General features: G+C 74.4%; 18 protein-coding genes and 1 pseudogene. 8 read left to right on the top strand and 11 right to left on the bottom strand.

What is annotated here, in order from left to right; genetic code table 11:
* Nucleotides 1–108 precede the first annotated feature (108 nt).
* Nucleotides 109–894, bottom strand: a pseudogene (locus K330_RS20085) (NYN domain-containing protein); the annotation flags it as partial.
* Nucleotides 895–965: 71 nt separating this feature from the next.
* Between K330_RS20085 and K330_RS0108250 the strand changes: the two are divergent.
* Nucleotides 966–1,769 (top strand): SDR family NAD(P)-dependent oxidoreductase, encoded by an 804-nt coding sequence (locus K330_RS0108250; RefSeq protein WP_022921359.1) that lies wholly within the window; start codon nucleotides 966–968, stop codon nucleotides 1,767–1,769.
* 29 nt (nucleotides 1,770–1,798) lie between these two features.
* Nucleotides 1,799–2,176: a VOC family protein gene (locus tag K330_RS0108245; RefSeq protein ID WP_022921358.1), complete on the top strand. Its 378-nt coding sequence runs from the start codon at nucleotides 1,799–1,801 to the stop codon at nucleotides 2,174–2,176.
* Nucleotides 2,177–2,237: 61 nt separating this feature from the next.
* Here the strand turns inward: K330_RS0108245 and K330_RS0108240 are convergent, their stop codons facing one another.
* Nucleotides 2,238–5,549 carry a S41 family peptidase gene (locus K330_RS0108240; protein WP_022921357.1) on the bottom strand — a complete coding sequence of 1,104 codons (3,312 nt, stop codon included), beginning with the start codon at nucleotides 5,547–5,549 and terminating at the stop codon, nucleotides 2,238–2,240.
* Nucleotides 5,550–5,680: 131 nt separating this feature from the next.
* On the opposite strand from K330_RS0108240, the gene K330_RS0108235 reads away from it, so the two are divergent.
* From K330_RS0108235 to K330_RS0108210, 6 genes are all read left to right on the top strand, one after another.
* The gene (locus K330_RS0108235) at nucleotides 5,681–6,286 is read left to right on the top strand and encodes an RNA polymerase sigma factor (RefSeq protein ID WP_084617318.1); all 606 of its coding nucleotides are present in this window, start codon (nucleotides 5,681–5,683) and stop codon (nucleotides 6,284–6,286) included.
* On the top strand, nucleotides 6,283–7,317 hold the full coding sequence (locus K330_RS0108230; protein WP_022921355.1) for a hypothetical protein: 1,035 nt from the start codon (nucleotides 6,283–6,285) through the stop codon (nucleotides 7,315–7,317). Before K330_RS0108235 ends, K330_RS0108230 begins: the two co-directional genes overlap by 4 nt.
* Before the next feature lie 114 nt (nucleotides 7,318–7,431).
* Complete coding sequence (locus tag K330_RS20080) at nucleotides 7,432–8,262, top strand: L,D-transpeptidase family protein (protein WP_022921354.1); 831 nt, start codon at nucleotides 7,432–7,434, stop codon at nucleotides 8,260–8,262.
* A gap of 29 nt (nucleotides 8,263–8,291) precedes the next feature.
* Nucleotides 8,292–9,449, top strand: coding sequence for an NAD(P)/FAD-dependent oxidoreductase (locus K330_RS0108220; protein ID WP_022921353.1), 1,158 nt, complete (start codon nucleotides 8,292–8,294; stop codon nucleotides 9,447–9,449).
* Between the two features lie 26 nt (nucleotides 9,450–9,475).
* Nucleotides 9,476–11,026, top strand: coding sequence for an L-piperidine-6-carboxylate dehydrogenase (amaB, locus tag K330_RS0108215; protein WP_022921352.1), 1,551 nt, complete (start codon nucleotides 9,476–9,478; stop codon nucleotides 11,024–11,026).
* 61 nt (nucleotides 11,027–11,087) lie between these two features.
* Nucleotides 11,088–11,297 (top strand): hypothetical protein, encoded by a 210-nt coding sequence (locus tag K330_RS0108210; RefSeq protein WP_022921351.1) that lies wholly within the window; start codon nucleotides 11,088–11,090, stop codon nucleotides 11,295–11,297.
* A 65-nt stretch (nucleotides 11,298–11,362) separates the two neighbouring features.
* Here the strand turns inward: K330_RS0108210 and K330_RS0108205 are convergent, their stop codons facing one another.
* Genes K330_RS0108205 through K330_RS20070 form a run of 9 tightly spaced genes read right to left on the bottom strand, consistent with a single transcriptional unit; the run spans nucleotide 11,363 to nucleotide 19,718 of the window.
* Nucleotides 11,363–12,187: a bifunctional allantoicase/(S)-ureidoglycine aminohydrolase gene (locus K330_RS0108205; protein WP_022921350.1), complete on the bottom strand. Its 825-nt coding sequence runs from the start codon at nucleotides 12,185–12,187 to the stop codon at nucleotides 11,363–11,365.
* On the bottom strand, nucleotides 12,184–13,560 hold the full coding sequence (gene allB / locus K330_RS0108200; protein WP_022921349.1) for an allantoinase AllB: 1,377 nt from the start codon (nucleotides 13,558–13,560) through the stop codon (nucleotides 12,184–12,186). Before allB ends, K330_RS0108205 begins: the two co-directional genes overlap by 4 nt.
* A 7-nt stretch (nucleotides 13,561–13,567) precedes the next feature.
* On the bottom strand, nucleotides 13,568–13,891 hold the full coding sequence (gene uraH / locus K330_RS0108195; RefSeq protein WP_022921348.1) for a hydroxyisourate hydrolase: 324 nt from the start codon (nucleotides 13,889–13,891) through the stop codon (nucleotides 13,568–13,570).
* A gap of 3 nt (nucleotides 13,892–13,894) precedes the next feature.
* The gene (gene uraD, locus K330_RS0108190; RefSeq protein ID WP_022921347.1) at nucleotides 13,895–14,401 is read right to left on the bottom strand and encodes a 2-oxo-4-hydroxy-4-carboxy-5-ureidoimidazoline decarboxylase; all 507 of its coding nucleotides are present in this window, start codon (nucleotides 14,399–14,401) and stop codon (nucleotides 13,895–13,897) included.
* Nucleotides 14,398–15,336, bottom strand: a complete 939-nt coding sequence (gene pucL, locus K330_RS0108185; RefSeq protein WP_022921346.1) for a factor-independent urate hydroxylase — start codon at nucleotides 15,334–15,336, stop codon at nucleotides 14,398–14,400. Before pucL ends, uraD begins: the two co-directional genes overlap by 4 nt.
* A 47-nt stretch (nucleotides 15,337–15,383) precedes the next feature.
* Nucleotides 15,384–16,640, bottom strand: a complete 1,257-nt coding sequence (locus K330_RS0108180; protein ID WP_022921345.1) for a DUF6986 family protein — start codon at nucleotides 16,638–16,640, stop codon at nucleotides 15,384–15,386.
* Entirely contained in the window at nucleotides 16,637–17,152 is a 516-nt protein-coding gene (locus K330_RS20075; protein ID WP_022921344.1) for an SLOG cluster 4 domain-containing protein, read from the bottom strand. Before K330_RS20075 ends, K330_RS0108180 begins: the two co-directional genes overlap by 4 nt.
* 23 nt (nucleotides 17,153–17,175) lie before the next feature.
* On the bottom strand, nucleotides 17,176–18,306 hold the full coding sequence (locus K330_RS0108170; RefSeq protein WP_029202462.1) for an NAD(P)-binding domain-containing protein: 1,131 nt from the start codon (nucleotides 18,304–18,306) through the stop codon (nucleotides 17,176–17,178).
* Nucleotides 18,303–19,718: a DHA2 family efflux MFS transporter permease subunit gene (locus tag K330_RS20070; RefSeq protein WP_084617368.1), complete on the bottom strand. Its 1,416-nt coding sequence runs from the start codon at nucleotides 19,716–19,718 to the stop codon at nucleotides 18,303–18,305. Before K330_RS20070 ends, K330_RS0108170 begins: the two co-directional genes overlap by 4 nt.
* Nucleotides 19,719–19,817 lie beyond the last annotated feature (99 nt).

The raw sequence follows: 19,817 nt of genomic DNA, 5'->3' as shown, positions 1-19,817 counted from the left end.
CTTCGCGCTCGGCTCCGTCTTCGTGGCCGCCTTCGTGGTCGGCTCTGCCTTCGTAGCCGCCTTGGTCGCGGGCTCTGCCGCCGGCTTCGTCTTCGTCGCCGCGCTCTTGGTGGTGCGCCTGGTGGTGCGCTTCTGGCGCAGCCGCACCTGCACCCCCGAGCCCTCGGCCCGCGTCTCGAGGTAGGGCTGCTCGTCGACGAGGGAGCCCAGCTTCTGGTGGCCGAACTCCCGGGGGTCGAAGTCGGCGTGGGCCCGGCTCAGGTGCTGACCGACCTGGCTCAGCCTGCTCCAGCCGTCGTCCCCGGACGTCGCGTTGACGGCCTTGGTGAGCGCGCTCTGCAGGTTGACGGCGGTCGATGCGGAGCCGTCCTCGGTGCTCGTCGAGTCGTCCTGGACGGTCGAGCCCTCACCCGCGCCGGCCGCCTGCTCCTCGTCGCGGCGGTCCTGGTCCTGCAGCACCTCGAGGAAGATGAACTGGTCGACCGCCCGCCGCAGGGACTCCGGCGTCTTGCGGCGGCCCAGACCGAAGACCCGCTTGCCCGACTCCCGCAGACGCGTGGCGAGCCGGGTGAAGTCGGAGTCGGAGGAGACGATCGCGAACGCCTCGACGTTGCCCAGCCACAGCAGGTCCATCGCGTCGATGATCAGGGCGGAGTCGGTGGAGTTCTTGCCGACGGTGTGGGCGAACTGCTGGATCGGCTGGATCGCGTTGCGCAGCAGCTCCGGCTTCCAGCTGGTCAGCTGCGTGGTCGTCCAGTCGCCGTAGGCCCGCTTGACCGTCGGCACGCCGTAGCTGGCCAGCTCCTCCAGCACCGCGCCGATGTGCCTGGCCGAGACGTTGTCGCAGTCGATGAGCACAGCGATGCGGGTCGTGCTGCTGGCGTCGGTGTCCACGTCGCTCACCCTACCCACCGCAGGTCAGGAGCGGGCGGACGGCCGCGGCGGCCCTTCCGTACAGTGTCGCCATGACGAGCTCAGGACGTGGTGTGCTGGTGACCGGTGGCTCCCGCGGGGTGGGGGCGGCCACGGCCCGGGCTTTCGCGGAGCGTGGGGACCGCGTCGTCGTCCACTACCGCGGGGCCGAGGAGCGGGCCCGTGAGGTGCTCGCACACCTGCCCGGCGAGGGGCATGCGGTGCTGCAGGCCGACCTGGCCGACCCGGCTGCGACCGCCCGGCTGGCGGAGGCCGCGGTGCAGGCGCTGGGGCGGGTCGACGTGCTGGTCAACAACGCCGCGCTCTTCCTCGACCCGGCCGGCGGGGTGAGCCGGCGGGGCGACCACCGGTTGACCGACACCGACTACGACGGCTGGGTCCGGGCCTGGCAGACCACCCTGGCGACCAACCTCATGGGCCCGGCCAACCTGACCTTCTGCGTCGCCCGGCACATGATGGAGGTCGCCCCGGCAGACGGGCAGCCGGTGGGGCGGGTCGTCAACGTCGGCTCGCGCGGCGCCTACCGCGGTGAGCCTGACGTCCCCGCGTACGGCGCCAGCAAGGCCGGCCTGCACGCGTTCGGGCAGTCGATGGCCGTGGCGCTGGCGCCCCACGGCATCGGGGTGGTCTCGATCGCCCCCGGCTTCATCGCGACCGAGATGGCCGCCGCGCTCCTGGACGGCCCTGGCGGCGACCAGATCCGCGGTCAGAGCCCCTTCGGGCGGGTCGCGACCCCCGAGGAGGTCGCCACGGCGATCGTGGCGCTGGCTCAGCCCGGCGCCGAGTGGGCTTCGGGCGCGGTGGTCGACTTCAACGGCGCCAGCCACCTGCGCTGACCCCGGCCTCCTTGCTACCGTCCTCGCCCATGCCCGACTCACCCGTACGCCGCCACGTCGGCCAGGTCTTCATCCCCGTCCGCGACATGCGCAAGGCTGCCCGCTGGTACGGCGCCCTCCTGGGGTTCACACCGGAGCTGCCCTCGCACGGGGGCACCATCCTGGACGTGCCGGTGGAGGAGGGGCCCACCCTGGCCCTGGACGCCAACCGGCCGGACTTCAGCACCGACGGTCCGCCGCGCTTCTTCTTCTGGACCGACGACATGGAGGCCACCGTCGGCCACCTCCAGCGCCTCGACGTCCGCATCACCTCCTCGGTGGAGGACATCGGCAGCGTGTCCTTCGTCCAGTTCGAGGACCCGGACGGCACCCCGCTCATGGTGTGCCAGCGGGCGTCGTCCTCCTAGCTGGACCGGGGACGGGCGCCGGGGTGCGGACGCCGTCCGCCGCGGCCGACGTCGTAGGGAGTCAGCGCCGCACCCGTGGCGCCGGCAGGTCGGGTGCGCTGGCGGCGGGCCGCTCCTCGAGCATCCGGAACGCCTCGGCCATCGCCCGGTCCAGCTGCGGGTCGTCGGCCCCGAAGAAGTCCGCCGGGGTGTGCTCGACCTCGATGTCGGGGTCGACCCCGTGGTTCTCCACGCCCCAGTCCTTGCCCTTGAGCCAGAAGGCGTAGCGCGGCTGGGTGATCGACGTGCCGTCGACGAGGTCGAAGCGCCCGTCGATCCCCACCACGCCGCCCCACGTGCGCACGCCGACGACCGGGCCGACACCCATGGCCTGCCCGGCGGCGTTGACGATGTCGCCGTCGGAGCCGGAGTTCTCGTTGGCGACGAGCACGACCGGACCGCGCGGGGCGGTCGCCGGGTAGCGCCCGGCCACCGCGTAGTGCCGCGCCGGCGCCCACCCGACCGCGGGCGCCAGCAGCCGCGAGAGCACCAGCTGGCTGGTGTGCCCGCCGCGGTTGTAGCGGACGTCGACGACCAGACCCTCGCGCTCGCTCGCGTGCCGCAGGTCCCGGTGCAGCTGGGCCCAGCCGTAGCTGGTCATGTCAGGGACGTGCACGTATCCGAGCCGGCCGCCGGAGCGCTCGCGCACGTAGTCGCGCCGTGACCGCACCCAGTCCTGGTAGCGCAGCACCTCCTCGTCGGCGAGCGGCACGACCACCACCCGCCGGTCGGCGCCGTCGCGGCGCAGGGTCAGCTCCACCGGCTTGCCCGCCGCCCCCATGAGGCGGGGCGCCGGCCCGTATGCCGTGTCCACGGGGGCGCCGTCGACGGCGACGACCAGGTCGCCCACGCGGGCGCCGACGCCTGCCGCCTCGAGCGGCGAGCGTGCCTCGGGCTCGCTGGACTCCCCGGGCAGGATCCGCTCGATGCGCCAGCCCTCCGCGGTGCGGGTCAGGTCGGCCCCGAGCAGGCCGAGCCGGCGTTCGGCGATCTCCGAACCCGGTGGCTCGGCGGGCAGCACGTAGGCGTGGGAGGTGTTGAGCTCGGCCACCGTCTCCCACAGCACGTCGACGAGGTCGTCGTGCGTCGCGACCGCCCCGACCACCGGGCGCCAGCGGTCGAGCACCGCCTCCCAGTCGACGCCGTCCATGTCGGGGCGCCAGTAGTGGTCACGCATGATGCGGCCGTTCTCCTCGAACATCTGGCGCCACAGCTCCTGCGGCCGCACCTCGCGCCGGAGCCGGTCGAGGTCCACCTTGACCACCGCCGGGTCGTCGTCCTCGGGCTTGTGGTCGGCGGGGGTGACGGTGACGGAGTCCTTGTGACGGACGACCAGGCGCTCGCCGTCGCCCGACACCTCGACCTCGTCCACCTTGTCCACGACGACCTCGACGGTCCGTCGGGGGAAGGACCAGAGCTCGACGGTGTCGCAGCCCGGCTCTCCGGACACGCCCGCGCGGCGGGTGCCGAGCACGCCGGTGTCCCCGGCCTCGCTGACCCAGATCACCCCGTCCTTGACGACGCGCAGGTCGCGGTAGCGGCCGCTCGGCACCGGGAACGGCACGACCCGCTGCTCGGCGCCCTCGAGGTCCAGGTCGGGAGAGACGGGCGGCGTCTCATCCTCCGGCTCGCCCTGGCCGTCGTGGTGCCCGCCCCTGCCGTCATCCTTGCTCCCGCTCAGCCGCCAGCCCTGCGCGGTCGGCCCGAACGGCGGTGCCTGGTCGGCGGCCAGCGGGAGCAGCCAGGGACGGGTCGAGCCCGAGAACGACAGCGCGAACTCGTGCGCGTCGTAGTCGGGGTCGAAGGTCCGCTCGGACAGGAACACCACGTGCCGGCCGTCGCGGGTGAACGCCGGGTCGTGGTCGTGGAAGGTCCCCGACGTCAGGGCGCGGGCCTGCGCGGCGGGGTCGCGGGTGTCGAGGATCATCAGCCGGTGCAGCTCGGACTCGCCCGCGGTCGGCTGCGACCACAGCAGGTAGCGCCCGTCGGGGGAGAACCCGGGGGAGAGCGCCTCACCCTGCTCCGAGCGCGCCACCTCCCGCACGGTGCCCTCGGACCGCTCCGAGCCGCGCGCGGGAAGGTCCACCAGCCGCACGGCGCCGTCGTGGGAGACGAGCGCCACCCGCTCGCCGGCCGGGTCGGCGGCCAGGTGCAGCACGCGGGCCAGCCGGCCGGCGGCGACCACCACGGTCGGCCCGACCCCGGCAGCGGACTCCAGGTCGTGCACCTCGAGCCGGTCCTCGCCGTCGGCGTCGGTGACCATGACGGCCCGGCCGGTGCGCCCGAGGAGCTGGGGCTCCCGCGCCCGCACGCCGTCCTGCGCGACCAGCGCACGCGCAGGGCCCTCGCGGTGCGCCAGCCAGTAGACCGAGCCGTGCCAGCCCACCAGGCTCGCGTCGCCCCCGTGGTCGGGACGCAGCGCCCCGAGCTGGTCGGTGGGGGAGAGGGTGTATGGCGTCGCCGCCGCGCCGGGCAGGCTCACGCGCACCTCGCGCGGCGTCGCGGACAGGCTGTCCAGCACCCACAGCCGGCCGCGGCTGTGCCAGACGACCCGGTGCCCGTCCGTGGTGGCGTCCCGGACGTAACCCAGGTCCGGGCCCTGGTCCGTCACCTGCTCGGGGACGCTGTCGGCGGTGACCTCCCCGACGGCGAAGGCCCACAGGTCGGCCTGCCGGTCCGCCTCCCCTGCGGTGCCGGGGAAGACCGCGGCCCGGTCGGACACGAAGACCAGCCTGCCGTCCACCCACATCGGGTCCACGAGCCCCGCGGTGTCCTGGCGCAGCACGCGCTCCCACTCCAGTCCGCCGGACCCGTCACCGCGGCCGAGCCACAGCCGCGGGGCCGTGCCACCCCGGTAGCGCTTCCAGTGGGCCGGCGGGCGGCTCCCGGGGGTCGCCAGCGCGACGACGCCGTCCTCGCGGACCGACACGCCCCAGGCCGGCCCGTACGGCGGCGTGCGCACCGACCCGTCCAGACCCACCGAGCGGACGACGAGGTGCCGCAGGTTGGGCTGACCGGCGTGCGAGGCGACCAGCACGCGGTCGGGGCCGTCCCAGCCCAGGAGCCGCGTGTTCTTCGCACCCCACCAGGTCAGCCGTCGCGGAGACCCGTCCCCGGTGACCGGCACGGCATACGCCTCGGGGTGCCCGTCGCGGTGCGAGACGAAGGCGACGTGCGCGCCGTCGGGCGAGAAGCGGGGGAAGGCGGCCGGCACCGAGTCGTGCGTCAACCGCCATGCCCGGCCTCCACCCACCGGTGCGATCCACACGTCGTCGGCCGCGACGAAGGTGACCAGGTCCGCGTGCAGGTGCGGGTAGCGCAGGTAGTTCTCCACCTCGCCGACCCTAGTGGCCTGGTGGCCGGGCGCGAAGGGCTGCGCGCCCCCGCCGGGTAGTTGGCGGGGTGCTCGGCTGATGCCAGTCTGGGAGGGTGTCAACCTTGCGCGGCCGGGGGCGACTAGAGGGCATGAGACACCCAGCCGAGGAGACGGTGACGGGGCTGTCGCAGCCGGGGTCCGGTGAGCCGCAGGTGCTCCCGCCGGTCCGCGTCCGGGACGCGGGCCCCCGGGCCGTGGAGCGTGGACGCGACGACGTCGTCGAGGAGCTGTTCAGTGAGGAGTACGAGGGGCTGCTCCGGCTCGCCTACTGCATCCTGGGGGACCGCTGCAGCGCCGAGGACGTGGTCATGGACGCCTTCTGCTCCCTCTACGTCCGCTGGTCCGCCGTGCGGGACACCACCTGGCCGGTGGGCTACCTGCGCGCGGCCGTGCTCAACGGTGCCCGGTCCCGGATCCGGGCACTGGTCCGGGAGCGGACCCGCACCAGCTGGGTGGAGCCGCCGCCGGTGGACACCAGCAGCTCCTCGGTGATCGCCCGCGACGAGGCGCACCGACTCGCCGAGGCCGTCCGCGCCCTGCCGCTGCGCCAGCGGGAGGTCGTTGTCTGCCGCTACTACCTCGAGCTCAGCGAGACCGAGACGGCGCAGCTGCTGGGCATCGGCACCGGCTCCGTCAAAAGGCACGCGCACCGGGCCCGCGCCACGCTGTCGACCCGACTGGAGGAGACCCCATGAACCTGGACGAGATGCTGCGCAGCTCGCTGCGGACGGTGGCCCGGGAGGTCGAGGTCTCCGAGGAGGACCTGGCGCACGCCCAGCACCGGTTCATCCACCGGCGCGAGCAGCTGGAGCGGCGGCACCACCGGGCCCAGGGGCTCGTGGCCGCCGCCGTGGTCGGCGCGCTGGCCCTCGGCGGGACGCTCGGGTGGCGCGAGCTCGCCGAGCGGTCGCCGGAGCCGCAGCCCGCCGGCCGCCCGGTCGTCGAGCCTCCCGCGACCGTGCTGCCGACCAGCGTCGACAGCCTCGCGGGCATCTGGCTGCTGACCTCCGACGCCTCCGGGTGGCTGTGGTCCTTCCACCGGGACGGCACGGTCAGCTTCGCCAACCCGAGCCACCGCGGTCTGGAGAGCGGCGAGCCGGTCGACTACTCGGTCGGCGACGGCGTCGTCGAGCTCCCCCGTGAGCTGTGCGACTGGCAGGTGCGGATCACCGACGACGGGCACATGGTCGGCCGGGTCGTGCGAGCCCCCGACCCGCCAGGAAGCCCGTGCGGGGGCGTGGACATCGCGACCTGGGTCCGCGTCTCGCCCCTGTCGGAGGTCGGCGCCGGGCTGGTCTGGACCGGCTCCGGGCCGGTCGAGAACGCCGAGGCCGCCCGCTGGCACCAAGCCCCCACCGCGGTGGAGTCGGTGGCCCGCATCAGCCGGACGTGGCTGCAGCAGGGGACCGGGCGCCTGCTGAGCATCGTGACCCCCGGGGGCGTCGACGACGGGCAGTACGTGCTCGACGACGGCGGGGAGCTGTTCGTCAACCCGGACGACACGGGCACGGTCACGCGCGACGCCACGGGCCGGCTCCGGCTGACCAGCGGCGACGGGTCGCGGGGCTGCCCGGAGGGGTCGTCCGCGGTGCTCGGCGGGCTCCAGCTGCGCGGGATCGCGGGCGCGGCCCCGCCGGCGCCTGCCCCGTCCCTGGAGATGACCCTCGAGTCCGCCGAATGCTCGCTGCACGAGGAGCTGGGCGGCGTCTGGGTCCAGGTGTCCTGACCAGGCGACCGCCGAAGGTCACGATTCGACAAAGGGCGGGCGTGGCGGGCAACCTCGGGTCCGGGGCGGTGCGTCTACTGGCGACACTGATCAGCGCGCGTGAGGGGACCTGGGGTGAGGACACAACGCTACGACGGGTGGTCGACGTCCGTCGGACGCCTGGCGCTGCGCCGGCGCGACCTGCTCAAGGGCAGCTTCGGGCTCGTCACCGGCGCGGTGGTCGGGGGCCTGGCCGACGACGTCGAGCGCTACGTCGTCCCGCCGCCGCCCGAGCCCGAGCCTCCCGTCGAGCCCGAGCCCGAGCCGGAGCCTCCCGTGGAGCCCAAGCCCGAGCCCGAACCCGAACCACCTGCTGCCTTCCAGCGCGGGGACGCGGGGGAGGGCGTCTGGGCCCTGCAGGAGCAGCTGAACACGCACGGCTACTGGTGCGGCGCCCCCGACGGAGGGTTCGGCCACCTCACCCAGCAGGCCGTCTGGGCGGTGCAGAAGGCGCACGGCCTCTACCGCGACGGCGTCGCGGGCCCGCTGACGCAGCAGGCGCTGGCCACCGGCCACCGTCCGGCACCCGTGGCCGGCGGCAACCACGTCGAGGTCCACCTGACCACGCAGCTGCTCCTCGTCGTCCGCGGGGGAAGCAGCACGATGGTGCTCAACACCTCGACCGGCAACGGCGAGCCCTACGAGTACCAGGAGCAGAGCTACCACGCCCACACCCCCACCGGCGACTTCGTCGTGGGCTACATGGACGGCAGCGGCTGGCGCGAGGGCGAGCTCGGCGAGCTCTACCGCCCGATGTTCTACGACGGCAACTTCGCCATCCACGGCTCCGCCTCGATCCCGCCCGTGCCGGCCTCCCACGGCTGCGCCCGCATCTCGGTCGCGGCCATGGACATGTTCTGGTCCGACGGGCTGCTCGGGATGGGCGGCCGCGTCCTGGTGGTCTGAGGGCACGTGCACCAGCGGGGCGGTCGACGATGACGCGGCACCTGCCCGCCCACGCTGACGTGGTCGTCCTCGGCGGGGGCGTGGTCGGCCTGAGCACGGCGTACCACCTGGCGAGCTCGGGTGCGGACGTCGTGCTGCTGGAGCGCGACGCCCTCGGCTCGGGCTCGACCTGCAGGGCCGCCGGAGGGGTCCGGGCCCAGTTCAGCGACGAGGTCAACATCCGGCTCGCCCAGCGGTCGCTGGAGCTTCTCGACCGCTTCGAGGAGGAGATCGGCCAGGCGGTCGACCTGCACCGCGTCGGCTACCTCTTCCTGCTCGACGACGCCCACGACGTCGCGGACTTCGAGCGTGCCGTGGCCCTGCAGAACTCCCTGGGCGTGCCGACCCGGGTGCTCGACCCGGCGGAGGCCCGGCAGCTGTCGCCGCTGATCAGCACCGAGGGGCTGCTCGCCGCGACCTTCCACGCCGGGGACGGCCACTGCGCTCCCGAGTCGGTGGTCCAGGGCTACGCCCGGGCCGCCCGCCGCTGCGGCGCGACACTGGTCACCGGGGTGGCCGCCTCCGGCGCGCAGGTGCTCGACGGTCAGGTGCGCGCCGTCGAGACCGCCGCAGGGGTGGTGCGCACCGAGCAGGTGGTGGTCGCCACCGGTGCCTGGTCGCGCGAGGTCGGGTCCTGGCTCGGCGTCGACCTGCCGGTCGAGCCGCTGCGGCGCCAGATCCTCACGACCGGCCCGGTGCCCGGCCGAGGACCGCGGACGCCGTTCACGATCGACTTCTCCACCTCCTTCTACTTCCACGACGAGGGGCCCGGTCTGCTCGTCGGCATGTCGGACCCGCACGAGGAGCCCGGTTTCCGGCTCGACCGCGACGACGCGTGGCTCACCGGGCTGGCCGCCGCGGTCGAGCGACGCGCGCCCGCCCTCGCGGAGGTCGAGCTCCGCTCCGGCTGGGCCGGCCTCTACGAGATGACCCCGGACCACAACGGTCTCGTCGGGCGCTCCGGCGCCGTCCCGGGCGTCCTGTACGCCACGGGGTTCTCCGGCCACGGGTTCCTCATGGGCCCGTCGGTCGGCGAGACCGTCGCCGACCTCGTCCTGGACCGTCCGCCCCGGGTCGACGTCTCCGCCCTGTCGGTCGACCGGTTCGCCGACGCCCGTAGCCTCGTGCCCGAGAAGCACATCGTCTAGCAGCGCCCCACCCGTCAGGAGCCGAAGTGACCCACCGGACCAGCCAGCCCGCCCTCCTGCCGTCGGCCGAGGACCTGCGTGCCCGCGCCGAGCGGGCCGCGCGGGCCTGCGGTGCCGACCTGGCTGCGCACGAGGGCGACCACGAGGGACGCTCGCCCGTCAACGGCGCCACGATCTCCTCCGTGGCCTGGAGCGGGGCCGCCGACGTGCGCGAGGCGGTCGCCCGTGCCGGGGAGGCGTTCGGCACGTGGCGCACCGTGCCCGCGCCCGCCCGCGGGGCCGTCGTCAAGCGCTTCGCCGAGCTGCTCACCGAGCACAAGGCCGACCTGGCCACCCTGGTCAGCCTCGAGGCGGGCAAGATCACCTCCGAGGCGCTCGGCGAGGTGCAGGAGATGATCGACATCTGCGACTACGCCGTCGGGCTGTCCCGCCAGCTCTACGGCCGCACGATGGCCTCCGAGCGCCCCGGGCACCGCCTGATGGAGACCTGGCACCCGCTGGGCGTGGTGGGGGTCGTCTCCGCCTTCAACTTCCCCGTCGCGGTCTGGTCCTGGAACACCGCCGTCGCGCTCGTCTGCGGTGACCCCGTGGTGTGGAAGCCCTCGGAGCGGACGCCCCTGTGCGCGCTCGCGGCCAACGCGCTGCTGCTGCGCGCGCTCGAGGAGGGCGGGTATGACGCAGCGCTCTCGCAGGTGCTTCTCGGCGGACCCGACGTCGGCGAGGCGCTCGTCGCCGACCCGGGCGTCGCGCTGCTCAGCGCCACCGGGTCGACGCGCATGGGCCGGCAGGTCGGCCCGGTCGTCGCCGAGCGGTTCGGCCGCAGCCTGCTCGAGCTGGGCGGCAACAACGCCGCGGTCGTGACCCCCTCGGCCGACCTCGACCTGGCCACCCGCGGCATCGTCTTCTCCGCCGCGGGCACGGCCGGGCAGCGGTGCACGACGATGCGCCGGGCGATCGTGCACACCTCGGTCATCGACGAGGTGACCGACCGGGTCGCCGCGGCCTACCGCCGGCTGCCGGTCGGCGACCCCACCGCCGAGGGCACGCTCGTGGGGCCGCTGCTGGACCGGCAATCCTACGAGGCGTTCACCACCGCGATCGAGAAGGCGACGGCGGCGGGCGGGCAGGTCGTCGCCGGCGGCGAGCGGGAGCTGGCCGGGCTGGCGGAGGACGCCTACTACGTGCGGCCGACCGTGATCCGGATGCCGTCCCAGACCGAGGTCATGCACACCGAGACGTTCGCCCCGATCCTCTACGTGGTGCCCTACGACGACCTCGCCGAGGCGATCGAGCTCAACAACGCCGTGCCGCAGGGGCTGTCGTCGAGCATCTTCACCCAGGACCAGTCCGAGGCCGAGATCTTCTGCTCGCCGGTCGGCTCGGACTGCGGCATCGTCAACGTCAACATCGGCACCTCCGGGGCCGAGATCGGTGGCGCCTTCGGTGGGGAGAAGGAGACCGGCGGCGGCCGTGAGTCCGGCTCGGACGCCTGGCGCGCCTACATGCGCCGCGCGACCAACACCGTCAACTTCTCCGGCGAGCTGCCGCTGGCCCAGGGGGTCACCTTCGACGTGTGATGCGCGGGGCGCCCCCGGCGGGGACACTGGGAGCACGGATCTCGAACGGGAGGAGCTCGACATGAGCCGCTCGACCGACCGCTGGGAGGACGCCTCGCCCTTCGCCTGGATCTTCGGCTCCGCCCTGGCCTTCGTCGCGCTCGGCGCCGTCACCAGGGCCGTGCTGGACCGGCGTGACGGGGGTGATCGACGCGACCGGGGTGACCGGCAGGCGACGGTCCGGCCGCCGGACACCGCCGAGGACGACACGCTGGCGGGTCACCCGAGCTGAGCGACGGCCCGCGCCTTCTGGCTCAGGACAGGGGGCGCCCCGGGACCGGGTGCCGGCCCCGGGGGTCACCACCGCAGCCGCGCGTGCCGGTTGACGTCCTTGTAGAGCAGGTAGCGGAAGCGCCCCGGACCGCCGGCGTAGCAGGCCTGCGGGCAGAAGGCGCGCAGCCACAGGAAGTCACCGGCGCCCACCTCGACCCAGTCCTCGTTGAGCAGGTAGACCGCCTTGCCCTCCAGCACGTAGAGCCCGTGCTCCATGACGTGGGTCTCGGGAAAGGTGATCGCACCGCCCGGCTCGAAGGTCACGATGTTGACGTGCATGTCGTGCCTGAGGTCGGTGGGGTCGACGAAGCGCTGGGTGCGCCACGCGCCGTCGGTGCCGGGCATCGCGACGGCCTCCACCGCCGACTCGTGCGTCACGAGGGCCTCGGGCGCGGCGACGCCCTCGACCTCCTCGTAGGCCTTGCGCACCCAGTGGAAGGTAGCGGTGGCACCACCGTCGTTGCGCAGCCTCCAGGACGCCCCGGCGGGCAGGTAGGCGTAACCGCCAGGGGTGAGCTCGTGGTCGCTCCCGTCCAGGGTCAGGGTCAGGGTCCCCGTGGTGACGAACAGCACCGCCTCGGCGCGCGGGTCCTCCTCCGGTCGCTGCGACCCGCCGCCCGCGGCGACCTCCACGACATACTGCGAGAAGGTCTCGGCGAAGCCCGACAGCGGGCGGGCGAGCACCCACAGCCGCGTCCCCTCCCAGAGCGGCAGCAGGCTGCTGACGATGTCGGTCATCGTGGCGCGGGGGAGCACCGCGTAGGCCTGGGTGAACCGCGCGGGGGCGCCGTTGGTGGTCAGGTGCGTCTGCGGGGGCAGCCCGCCCGGTGGCGTCGCGAAGGTGCTCATGGATGTCCTCTCTGCAGCAGCCTGCCCAGAGGCGGGCCGTCGCCGGTGACGGGTGTGCCGCGCAGCCAGGTCCTGCGGACCCGGCCCGTGAGCCGGTGCCCTGCGTAGGCGCAGACCGGGTTGCGGTGGTGCAGCGCCGCGACGTCGACCTGCCACTCCTCCTCCGGTGCCAGCACGACGAGGTCGGCGTCGGCGCCGACGCGCAGCCGGCCCTTGGTGGTCAGGCCGACCCGGTCGGCCGGGGCCGTCGCCATCCAGCGGACCACGGAGGCCAGGGGTATGCCGCGCCGCCGCGCCTCGGTCCACACCGTGGGCAGACCGAGCTGGAGGGAGGAGATGCCGCCCCAGGCGGTGGCGAAGTCGCCGGTGTCCAGGTGCTTGAGGTCGACGGTCGAGGGTGAGTGGTCGGTGACGACCATGTCGACGACCCCCTCCTCGAGCGCCGTCCACAGCCGGTCCTGGTTGGACCGCTCGCGGATGGGTGGGCAGCACTTGAGCTCGGTGGCGCCGGGGGGCACGGTCTCGGCCGCCAGGGTCAGGTAGTGCGGGCAGGTCTCGACCGTCACGTCGGCCCCGGCCTCGCGCGCGGCCCGCAGGACGGGGAGGGCGTCCGCGGCCGACAGGTGCGGGACGTGCGCGCGCCCGCCCGTGCGACGCGCCTCGTCGACCACCCGCTGCACCGCGACCACCTCCGCCGTCGCCGGGCGGGACGCGAGGAAGTCGGCGTAGGCCGATGGGAGCCTGCTCGCGGGGGCGGCTGCGCGGAGCGCCTCCGCGTCCTCGGCGTGCACCACCATCAGCGCACCCAGCCGCGCGGTCTCGGCCATCGCGCGGGCGAAGGTCGCAGCATCCAGGTGGGGGAACTCCTCGACGCCGGAGTCGGCCAGGAAGCACTTGAAACCCATGACCCCGGCCGCGTGGAGCTCCTCGAGGTCGCGCAGGTGGCCGGGGACGGCTCCGCCCCAGAAGCCGACGTCGACCCACGCCTGGTCGCGCGCGGCCTCCTGCTTCTCCCGCAGGGCGGCCACCGTCACCGTCGGCGGGATGCTGTTGAGCGGCATGTCGACGACCGTCGTCACGCCACCTGCCGCGGCGGCACGGGTGGCCGAGGCGAAGCCCTCCCACTCGGTGCGCCCGGGCTCGTTGACGTGCACGTGGGTGTCGACCAGACCGGGGAGCAGCACCTCGTCGTCGGCGAGGGCGACGACCTCGGTGGCGGGTGGGACGTCGGCGAGGCCCGCCGCGGCGTCCACCTCCAGCAGGACGACCCTGCCCGCACGGACGCCGACGACGGCCGGGCGCTCACGCCCGTCCACCACCGCCCGGCGGGCGCGGACGACCAGGTCCAGGTCGGCTCCCTGCCTGCCCGCCATGCCGTGCTCAGCTGCCCCGGTAGGTGGAGTAGCCGAAGGGGTTGAGCAGCAGCGGGACGTGGAAGTGCTCGTCGGCGCCGATCGTGAAGGTGATGGGGACGGAGGGGTAGAAGCCCTCCTGCCCGGTGGCCGCGTGGTAGGCGCCGGTGCCGAAGGTCAGCACGTAGTCACCCGGGGGGAGCAGCGCCGGTCCGATGCTCCCGACCCGGCCGTCCTCGTCGGTGGTGCCCTCACCGAGCGGTGCCCCGTCGAGGGTGGTCAGCTCCACGCGGACCCCTCTCGCGGGCCGTCCGAGGGCGGTGTCGAGCACGTGCGTGGACAGCGTCGCCATGGCTCAGACCGCCTCCTGCAGCCGCAGCAGCGCGATCTGCCGCAGGTTGTCCGCCACCTCGCCGCGCTCGGTCTGCGGGTCGTTGCGCAGCCGGCGGTCGAGCTCGGCGAGGATCTCCTCGGCCGACCGGCCGGCGGCGCGGACGAGGAAGACGTGCCCGAACCGCTCCTCGTAGGCGGCGTTGCCCGCCGCCAGCCGGGCGGCGACGTCCGGGGCGGAGGGGTCGACCCCGGCCTGCTCCCGTGCGGACGCCTCGACGTTGTGGCCGGAGCCCGGGCGCTCGCCGATCCGGGGATGTCCGGCCAGCGCCTGCTCCACCTCCGCGGGGGACAGCGAGCGCGCGGCCAGGTCGGCCGCCGCCAGCAGGCTGTCGCGGTCGCCGTAGGGACGGCCGGCCGCGACCTCCTCCACCCAGCGCCCGACGTCGAGGCAGCCGCGCAGCAGCGTCCGCACCTCGTCGTCGGGGAGCCGGTCGAGGGGGAGCTCGCCCGGTGCCGCGCCCCTGCTCACAGGAACGCCCGGACGTCGGTCCACGCCGAGCCGGCGTCAGGGGCGTCGTCGCGCAGCACGCTGGCCTCGATGAGGCCGTAGGGGCGGTCGTCGGCGAGGAAGACCTCACCGTCGTTGTCCAGCCCGAAGCGCTCCAGGTCGTAGAGGACGTGGTGCTTGTTGGGGGCGGAGAAGCGGATCTCCGCGATCTGCTGGTGCGTCTCCAGCACGGCCCGGCCCATCGCGTAGAGCGTCTCCTGCAGCGCCCTGCTGTAGGTCGTCGCGAAGGTGCTCAGCAGCGTCTGACGCACCGACGCGTAGCCCGCGTCCATGTCGGTGCCGCCGTCGAGCACGTGCGCCCCGGCCCACCGCCAGCGCGCGGTGAGCGAGGTGGCCAGCACCCGGTCGGTCGTCTCCTCCAGGGTGGTGTAGCGGTCCTTGAGGAAACCGCGGAACTCCGACCCGGTGGACTTCAGGACCACCAGGTCCTCCATCCCGGACAGGACCTGGACCTCGCGCCCGTCCCCTCGGCCCTCGACCGTCACCACGCAGGTGCGGACCTCCGTGCCGCGGCGCACGAAGCTGTGGTCGTGCCCGCCCCCGTCCCCCTGGTCGTCCTCGCCGACGGGTATGCGGTCCCAGGCGTACTCCTCGACCCGGACCTGGGCGCCGGTGGCCCTCGGCGCGGCCTCGAGCAGGCGGGTCCCCAGCGCGACGGCATACTCCTCGGGGGAGGCGATCCCCACCTCCTTGGCGTAGGCGAAGGCGGTGTTCTTCTGCGTGTCGGTGGGGAGCACGTCGGCCTGGTCGCCGTCGGTGTGCGCCCGCGCGAAGTCGCCGCGCAGCGCGGTCGAGACGTTGAGGTCGCGGATCGTGTGGCGCCCGGTGTCGCGGTAGATGCGGACCACGCGGTTCTCGGCCTTGCCGTAGCGGTTGCTGCCGAGCACGATCGCCATGGCGTGACCCTAGGCACGCGGTCTGGCCGCGTCAAGGACTGCGCAGGTCAGCGCCGTCGCGGACGGGCCAGCGCCGTCAGCTCCTCCACGGACGTGCCGGTCGCCTCCTCCACCTCCGCGGGCAGTGCCGCGCCGCAGTCCAGCGCCCGCACGAGCAGGTCGGCGAGCGCGCGCGCCGTGGCCGGCTCGTCGAGCACCGCGCCACCGGTCTGCCCGAGGTAGTCCCGCAGCCGGCGCGCCGCACCGGGCAGGTGCTCCCGGTAGAAGGCGTAGGTGGCGGCGAACCGGCTGGGCAGCTGGGCCGGGTGCAGGTCCCAGCCCTGGTAGTAGCCCCGCTCCAGGGAGCGGCGGACCAGCCGCAGGTGCAGCGCCCAGCCCTCGTGCACCTGCTCGGGCGTGCCCACCGGCAGGACGTTGGTCGACCCGTCGGACAGCCGTACCCCGGTGCCGGCGGCTGCCGCCTGCATCACGAGCTTGGCGTGGTCGGCGACCGGGTGCTCCAGCGACTGGTAGGGCCCGGGGATGCCGCAGAAGGCCGAGTAGTCGTAGGTGCCGTAGTGCAGGCCGGTGACGCGACCGCTGCCGGCGTGCACCATCCGGGCGACCAGCGCGGTGCCGTCCGGGCCGAGCACCGACTGCGGGGTCTCGACCTGGATCTCGAAGCGCAGCGTGCGCGGGGCCAGGCCGACCGCGTGCTCGAGGCGTTCGCAGGCGTGGACCATCGCGGTGACCTGGTCCAGGCTGGTGACCTTCGGCAGCGTCACGACGACGCCGTCGAGGTCACCGCCGGCCGCGGTCAGGTGGCGGACGAACAGGGCCAGGGTCCGCACGCCGCGCGCACGGGTCGGGGCCTCGAGGCTCTTGAACCGGATCCCGGCGAAGGGCGGGGCGCTGCCGTCCTGCTGCGCACGCGCCAGCGTCCGCGCGGCGGCCTCCACGTCGGCGTCCTCGACGTCGTCGGGAGGCGAGCCGTAGCCGTCCTCGAGGTCCATGCGCAGGTCCTCGACCGGCTCGGTCGCCAGCTTGTGCGCCACGAGCGGCAGGACGGCGCGTGCGTGGTCCCCGAGCAGGTCGGCCAGCACTCCCTCGTGGTCGGTGAGGGCCTGACCTGCCTCCTCGCCCCAGCGCCGGACCAGGCCGGGGGTGCAACGGTCGGCCGGCACGTAGACGGTGTGCACCGGCTGCCGGGTCGCGGCATCACCGGGGTAGCGGGCCACCAGCCGGGCGTCGGACTCCCGCAGGAGGTCGTCCAGCTCGGCGGTCAGCGTGCCCGGCAGGTCCGCGGGCGGCTCTGGGTTGCTCACGTGCTCTCCTCGGGCGGGTGGTGGTCACCGATGTGGTCGACGACGAGCCGGACCGCCTCCTGCGGGGTCCGGGCGTGCAGGGGCGCGGGGTCCGTCGAGGGGGGCAGGCCGTCCAGGACGGCGGGGTCCCAGGCGAGCAGGACCACGGGCACCCCCGTGCGGACGGCCACGGCGACCTCGCTGAGCGTGCCCCAGCTGGGCGCGATCGCGACCAGGACGTCGCTGGCACGCACCAGCAGCCCGTTGCGCAGCTCGCCCAACCCGGTCGGCAGGGTCACGGTGCTGTACGGGTTGCCGGCCTCGCGCGCGCCGCCGGGGAGCAGGCCGATGCTGGTGCCACCGGCGAGCTCGCACCCCCGTGCGGCGCCGGCCATCACGCCGTCCAGGCCACCGGTCACGACGACCAGCCGCTCGGCGGCCAGCAGCGCGCCGACCTCCTCGGCGAGCCGCACCTGCCCGGCGCCCGCCCCGGTGCCGGGTCCGACGACGCCGACGTAGCCGCGCTGCTCCATACGCCGCAGTCTGTCACCGACCCTCAGGCCCCGGCCCCGCCGAGCAGCGCGACCAGCTGGGTCACGGCGGCCCGTCCCGCCCGGTTGGCCCCGATCGTCGACGAGGACGGCCCGTAGCCCACGAGGTGCACCCGCGGCTCGTCCGCCACCCGGGTGCCGTCCATCCGGATGCCACCACCGTGCCCGCGAAGCCGGAGCGGGGCGAGGTGGTCCAGGGCCGCCCGGAAGCCGGTGGCCCACAGGATCACGTCGGTCGGCAGCACCGTGCCGTCGGCCTGGCGCACGCCCTCCGGCACGATCTCGGTGAACATCGGGCGGCGGTCCAGGGCGCCACGGGCCGCGGCCCGGCGCAGCGACGGCGTCCAGACCAGCCCGGTCACCGAGACGACGCTCTGCGGGGGCAGCCCGCGCGCGACGCGCTCCTCCACCATCGCGACGGCGTCGTGCCCCGCCCGGGCGTCGAAGGGCGCCTCGCGCCAGACCGGCTCACGCCGGGTGAACCAGCTCGTCGTGGTGACCTGGGAGATCTCGTCGAGCAGCTGCACCGCGGAGATGCCGCCGCCCACGACGGCCACGTGCCGGTCGCGGAGCTCCTCGGCGGCCACGTAGTCCGCGACGTGCAGCTGTCGTCCGGCGAAGGTGTCCTGGCCGGGGTAGATCGGCCAGAACGGCTTGGTCCACGTGCCGGTGGCGTTCACCACGGCGCGGGCCGACCAGTCGCCGGCCGAGGAGACCACCCGCAGCCGGCCCCGCGGGTCATCGTCCTCCCGCTCCACGCGAGCGACCCGCACCGGGCGGACGATCGCCAGAGCGAGCTGGTCCTCGTAGTCGGCGAAGTAGCGGGTGATGAACTCCGAGCTGGGCTCGCACGGGTCGACGTCGGGCGTCGGCAGGCCGGGCAGCTCACTGATCCCGTTGACGGTCGACATCCGCAGCGAGCGCCACCGGTGCCGCCAGGCCCCACCAGGGCCCTCCTCGGCGTCCAGGACGGCATAGCTGCCGGGCGTGCCCCCACCGTCGGGCGGCGGGGCGGTCCACGGCGCGAAGCCCCGCCGCTGCAGGTGGTAGGCGGTCGACAGCCCGGCCTGCCCGGCGCCGATCACGAGGACGTCCACGGCGCGGGCCGCGCCGTCCGGGTCCGGCGCGCGGCTCATCGCCGCACCAGGTGCCGGGGTCGTTCGAAGAACAGGGACAGGACCGCGCCCACGAGGATGACGGCAGCCGGCAGCAGCAGCGCCTCCGACATCGCCTGCGACAGCCCCTCGGCCACCGCCGCCGGCAGGCTGGCGCCGGGGTTCTCCAGACCCTCGGAGGCGGCGACGCCGTCCGGGCCGAGCCGGGCGTCGATGCGAGCCTGCATGAGCACGGCGATCGCCGCGCTGCCCAGCACCGCCCCCAGCTGCCGGGTGGTGTTGTAGACGCCCGACCCCGCGCCGGCGCGGTCCATGGGCAGGTTGCGGGTGGCGGTGGTCGACAGCGGGCCCCAGATGAGCGGGTTGGCCACCCCCATGAGCACCGCCGCGACGACCGCCTGCCACAGCGGCGCGTCCGGGGTCATCGCACGCGTCAGCAGCCAGATGGAGAGGGCCAGCAGCGTGGTGCCGGAGCCGACGAGCAGGCGGGGGTGCACCCGGTCGGTCAGGTGCCCGGCGACCGGGGCGAGCAGGAAGGACATCACCGAGGAGGGCGCCATGAGCAGCGCGGCCGTCGTGGGCGTGAGCTCGCGCACGCTCTGCGCCCAGATGTAGAAGGGGAAGAACAGCGCGGTGACCGTCAGGCCCATGGCCATGATCGCGCCGTTGGCCAGCGAGAAGTTGCGGTCGGCGAAGAGGCTGAGGGGCACGAGCGGCTCACCGGGGTTGCGGGCCTGCCACCACACGAAGGCCACGAGCAGCACCGCCCCTGCGACGAGCAGCCCCGGCACGCTGACCGGACCCCAGACCTGGCCCCAGCCGAAGGTCTGCCCCTCCTGGAGCGCGAAGACCGCGCAGAACAGCCCCGCAGCGCTCAGCCCAACCCCGAGCAGGTCGAACCGGTGCACACGGGTCTCCAGCCGGGGGACGAGGCGGGCGGCGAGCACGAGGCCGACGATCCCGACGGGGACGTTGACGAAGAAGATCCACTCCCAGCCGAGGGTGTCCACGAGCAGCCCGCCGGCGAGGGGACCGACGAGCGTCGCGACCCCGGCGGTCGCGCCCCACAGGGCCATGGCCTGACCGCGGCGCTCCGCCGGGAAGGTGCGCGTGATGACCGCCATGGTCTGCGGCGTCATCATCGAGGCACCCAGCCCCTGGACGGCTCGCGCCGCGACCAGACCGGTGATGCCCAGGCCGAGCTCGCCGGACAGGCCGCACCACAGCGAGGCGAGGGTGAAGACGGTGAGCCCGACGAGGTAGACGCGCTTGGGCCCCACCCGGTCGCCCAGCCGCCCGGTGACCAGCAGCGGCACGGCGTAGGCGAGCAGGTAGGCCGAGGTGACCCACAGGACCTCGTTCACCCCGGCGCCGAAGGCGTCCATCAGGGTGGGGGTCGCCACGGACACGATCGTGGAGTCGACCAGGATCATGAAGAAGCCGATGACCAGCGCCCACAGGGCCGGCCACGGGCTGGCGACCCCGGCGGTCTGGGTGGACGTGCTGGCGGACACCCCGGAACTCTAGCCCCG

The sequence above is a fragment of the Ornithinimicrobium pekingense DSM 21552 genome, assembly GCF_000421185.1.
In the GTDB taxonomy this organism is placed as follows: domain Bacteria; phylum Actinomycetota; class Actinomycetes; order Actinomycetales; family Dermatophilaceae; genus Ornithinicoccus; species Ornithinicoccus pekingensis.
Note: the sequence above shows the minus strand (reverse complement) of the source record. Positions and strands in the feature narration are given on the sequence as shown.